Genomic DNA, 3,947 nt, shown 5'->3' with positions numbered 1-3,947 from the left:
GAAGTTTTATTACTTGATCCATATACGGACCGTGACAAGCTGGACAAAACCTTAAAACAATTATTACAACTTGAGCCCAACAGCCCAACGTATCTAAATGCATATGCTTATACACTGGCACTGCAAAACCGTCGTTTAAAAGAAGCACGTCAGTATGCAGAGCAAGCATTAGAATATGCGCCTGAACAGGCTTCAATTCTTGATACGCTAGGTTATATTGCATTTTTACAGAATGATTATGAAGCTGCGGCGGAAGCCTTAGGCAAAGCGTATGAACTTAGCCATAATATAAATATTGGTATTCGTTATGCTAAAGCTTTGTATATGCAAGGGTCACTCACGCAATTTAGCGCAGTGTTACAACAACTGAAACAAAAGCATGCCAATGATCCACAATTACAACAGCTTGATGCGTTAATTTTACCTACATCTGCAAAAAAGAGTTAAATATATGAGCAAATTTGCCCAACTGTGCACAGCGATCTGTGGATCAAGTGTATTATTTCTAACCGGTTGTCAGCATTTTACTCAACCAAAACCTGCGGTTACTCAACAAGTTCAAGACGAAAAACACTTTAATTTGCAAGGTAAGATTGGGGTTCGTACACCACAGCAAACCGGTAGTGCTTTTTTTACCTGGCTTCAACAGCAAGATAATTTTGATATCGAATTAAGCGGTATTTTAGGCGTTGGAAAAACCCAAATTCAGGGTAAACCAGGCGAAGTAACTTTAAACAGTTCTAAAACAGGACTTATTAGCGCTGCATCTCCAGAAGAACTTTTAGAGCGAGCAACAGGTTGGCAAGCACCAATTACGCACTTAACGAGCTGGATTTTAGCAAAACCAGCAACGCTAAATGCTCAAATTACGAAAGACGCTACAAATCGAGTGAGTCAACTGATTGAAGATGGCTGGACAGTTAATTTCAGTTACGATGGTGAACAAACTTTGCCAAACAAACTGGTTTTAAAGCAAGCTCTTGCTGAAGATAAAGAAAACCGTATTACAATGGTCATCCAAAACCGCTAAGTCTAATTATATAAATCTATGATTCGAGTTCCTTCCCCTGCTAAGCTCAACCTGTTTTTACATATTACAGGCCGACGTGAGAATGGTTACCATGAGCTACAAACCATTTTCCAACTGATTGATTTATATGATTGGATGACATTTACACCGACTTTGGGCGAAGAAATCGAAATTGATGGGTTGAGTGAAGTTCGACCTGAAGAAAATTTGATTTATCGAGCAGCCCAAATACTAAAACCACATGCAAAAAAACTTTGTGGCTTGGACATCAAAATTGAAAAAAATATTCCAATGGGTGCGGGTCTAGGCGGCGGTTCATCTAATGCCGCCACAACACTTATTGTGTTAAATCAATTATGGGAATGTGGCCTAGAGCAAGAACAACTTGCGGACTATGGTGTTAAGCTCGGTGCCGATGTTCCAATTTTTATTTATGGTAAAAATGCATGGGCTGAAGGCATTGGTGAACATTTATCATTCATAGACTTAGATCAAAAACAGTTCATTATTTTAAAACCTGATTGTTTTATCAGCACTCAATTGCTTTTTTCACAAAAAACATTGACAAGAGACTCTAAGACCACTAAATTTTGCGCCTATCAGTTAGAACCTTCTAATTTTGGAAATAACTTTGAGCCACTGGCTCGGCAGTTATACCCTGAAGTAGAAGAAGCAATGCAATATTTAGATCAATTTGGTCAAGCAAAGCTTACAGGTACAGGTGCTTGTGTTTTTATTGAAGTAACGAATGAAATGAATATTGATGAAATTCTTAAGCATTCACCATGTAAATCTTACTTGGTAAATAGTTTAAAAGAATCTCCTCTTAATCATTTTAAGGTTACACGTTAGGGGCGTCGCCAAGTGGTAAGGCACCGGGTTTTGATCTCGGCATCCGTTGGTTCGAATCCAGCCGCCCCTGCCAACCTCACCTGTAATGATGATTATATTAGGGGCGTCGCCAAGTGGTAAGGCACCGGGTTTTGATCTCGGCATCCGTTGGTTCGAATCCAGCCGCCCCTGCCATCATATATATCATCGAATTTAGGGGCGTCGCCAAGTGGTAAGGCACCGGGTTTTGATCTCGGCATCCGTTGGTTCGAATCCAGCCGCCCCTGCCATTCTCTTATTTTAAAGACAGACTTAATTGCTATGCTTTTTGTTGATTAATCTTGACATTGCATTGCAAAAATATTAAAGTTCTGCCGCATTAGGGGCGTCGCCAAGTGGTAAGGCACCGGGTTTTGATCTCGGCATCCGTTGGTTCGAATCCAGCCGCCCCTGCCATCTATTTCATTACATACCAACCGCCAAGGGTGCTTCATGCCCAATCTTGTCGTTTTTAGTGGAAATGCTCATCCACAGTTCGCTCAAAAAGTCGTAAGTCACTTACATATCCCTCTAGGTGCTGCATCAGTCGGTCACTTTTCTGATGGAGAAATTTCAGTAGAAATTACTGAAAATGTTCGTGGTAAAGACGTATTTATCGTTCAGCCTACTTGTGCCCCTACCAATGATAACCTTATGGAAATCTTGGTTATGGCAGATGCTTTGCGTCGTGCAAGTGCTGGTCGTATTACCGCTGTTATCCCTTATTTTGGTTATGCTCGCCAAGACCGTCGTCCACGTTCTGCACGTGTGCCGATTACAGCTAAAGTTGTCGCAGACATGCTTACCACTGTTGGTATTGACCGTGTCGTGATGATCGACTTACATGCTGACCAAATTCAAGGTTTCTTCGATATTCCTGTCGACAACATCTACGGTACTCCTGCTTTGCTTGCTGACTTACGTCAACAACAACATGACAACCTTATGGTGGTTTCTCCTGACGTTGGTGGTGTAGTACGTGCTCGTGCTGTTGCCAAACAGATGGGTGACATCGATTTAGCAATTATTGATAAACGTCGTCAAAAAGCCAATGAGTCGCAAGTTATGCACTTAATTGGTGACGTAAAAGATCGTGATTGCGTTATCGTAGACGATATGGTCGATACTGCTGGTACATTGTGTAAAGCAGCTGATGCGCTTAAGCAATTTGGTGCACGTCGTGTAGTTGCGTACGCAACTCACCCTGTACTATCAGGTAAGGCTATTGAAAACTTACGTAATTCAGTTATTGATGAACTGGTTGTGACTGATACCATTCCTCTTTCTGAAGAAGCATTGACCTTAGGCAAGATCCGTCAGGTTTCTGTTGCTAGCATGGTTGCTGAAACGATTCGTCGTATTAATAACGAAGAGTCTATCAGTGCAATGTTCGATAGTTTATAATATTGCAGCTTTTTATAAACCCTAGCCTTGGCTGGGGTTTTCTATCACTAAACTGGTCGCAAGTTTAGTCTTTTAAACTTTAATGAGGATTTACTCATGGCAAACTTCGTATTAAACGCTCAAGCGCGTGCTGAAGACAAACAAGGGAAAGGTGCGAGCCGCCGCCTTCGTCGCGAAGCTTTAATTCCAGCTATCATTTATGGTGGCAACGCTGAGCCTGTAACTGTTACTTTAGAACTTCGTGAGCTTGTAAAAGCTTTAGAAAGCAATGCTTTCTTTGAAGAAGTTGTAGAAATCAAAGTGGGCGACAAAGTTGAAAACGTTAAAATCCAAGCGTTACAACGTCACCCATCTAAAAACACTCCTATGCACGCTGACTTCAAACGCGCATAAGTGTTTAAAGGCGTAGATTAGTGTCAAATATTTCGCTAATTGTTGGTTTGGGCAATCCTGGTTCAGAATATGCCCAAACCCGCCATAATGCAGGTTTTTGGTTCATTGAACAGCTTGCTGACAAATATGGCATTACATTAAAAAATGATCCGAAATTTCACGGAATCAGTGGACGTGGTAATATAGAAGGACACGATGTCCGTCTACTTCTACCCACTACATTTATGAACCGTTCTGGACAAAGTGTAGT

The 3,947-nt window shown here is 41.3% G+C and carries 6 protein-coding genes and 4 tRNA genes; all 10 read left to right on the top strand.

The window, feature by feature from the left end; translation table 11 throughout:
* The coding region (locus J536_RS23355; RefSeq protein WP_032008455.1) for a tetratricopeptide repeat protein at positions 1-447 on the top strand (447 nt) is incomplete at its 5' end.
* Between the two features lie 4 nt (positions 448-451).
* A complete protein-coding gene (gene lolB, locus J536_RS23350) occupies positions 452-1,030 on the top strand; it encodes a lipoprotein insertase outer membrane protein LolB (protein ID WP_017481320.1) in 579 nt (192 codons plus the stop codon).
* Positions 1,031-1,048: 18 nt separating this feature from the next.
* Entirely contained in the window at positions 1,049-1,882 is an 834-nt protein-coding gene (gene ispE / locus J536_RS23345; RefSeq protein WP_025468421.1) for a 4-(cytidine 5'-diphospho)-2-C-methyl-D-erythritol kinase, read from the top strand.
* Positions 1,881-1,955: transfer RNA gene (locus tag J536_RS0104885), tRNA-Gln, on the top strand. Before ispE ends, J536_RS0104885 begins: the two co-directional genes overlap by 2 nt.
* 26 nt (positions 1,956-1,981) lie before the next feature.
* A tRNA-Gln gene (locus tag J536_RS23340) sits at positions 1,982-2,056 on the top strand.
* 20 nt (positions 2,057-2,076) lie between these two features.
* Positions 2,077-2,151: transfer RNA gene (locus tag J536_RS23335), tRNA-Gln, on the top strand.
* A gap of 91 nt (positions 2,152-2,242) precedes the next feature.
* Positions 2,243-2,317, top strand: a tRNA-Gln gene (locus J536_RS23330).
* A 36-nt stretch (positions 2,318-2,353) separates the two neighbouring features.
* On the top strand, positions 2,354-3,304 hold the full coding sequence (locus tag J536_RS23325; protein WP_002120445.1) for a ribose-phosphate pyrophosphokinase: 951 nt from the start codon (positions 2,354-2,356) through the stop codon (positions 3,302-3,304).
* 96 nt (positions 3,305-3,400) lie between these two features.
* Positions 3,401-3,697 (top strand): 50S ribosomal protein L25, encoded by a 297-nt coding sequence (gene rplY, locus J536_RS23320; RefSeq protein WP_002120443.1) that lies wholly within the window; start codon positions 3,401-3,403, stop codon positions 3,695-3,697.
* Positions 3,698-3,717: 20 nt separating this feature from the next.
* Positions 3,718-3,947, top strand: a 230-nt coding sequence (locus J536_RS23315) for an aminoacyl-tRNA hydrolase (RefSeq protein ID WP_032064132.1), incomplete at its 3' end; no start/stop codon positions are given.

Source organism: Acinetobacter sp. 809848 (genome assembly GCF_000581275.1).
In the GTDB taxonomy this organism is placed as follows: Bacteria; Pseudomonadota; Gammaproteobacteria; order Pseudomonadales; family Moraxellaceae; genus Acinetobacter; species Acinetobacter pittii.
The sequence above is the reverse complement of the archived record's forward strand: the minus strand, read 5'-3'. Positions and strand labels throughout refer to the sequence as shown.

Coding starts and splice junctions, on each gene's coding strand:
- lolB (WP_017481320.1), top strand. CDS start 452: ATGAGCAAATTTGCCCAACTGTGCACAGCGATCTGTGGATCAAGTGTA.
- ispE (WP_025468421.1), top strand. CDS start 1,049: ATGATTCGAGTTCCTTCCCCTGCTAAGCTCAACCTGTTTTTACATATT.
- J536_RS23325 (WP_002120445.1), top strand. CDS start 2,354: ATGCCCAATCTTGTCGTTTTTAGTGGAAATGCTCATCCACAGTTCGCT.
- rplY (WP_002120443.1), top strand. CDS start 3,401: ATGGCAAACTTCGTATTAAACGCTCAAGCGCGTGCTGAAGACAAACAA.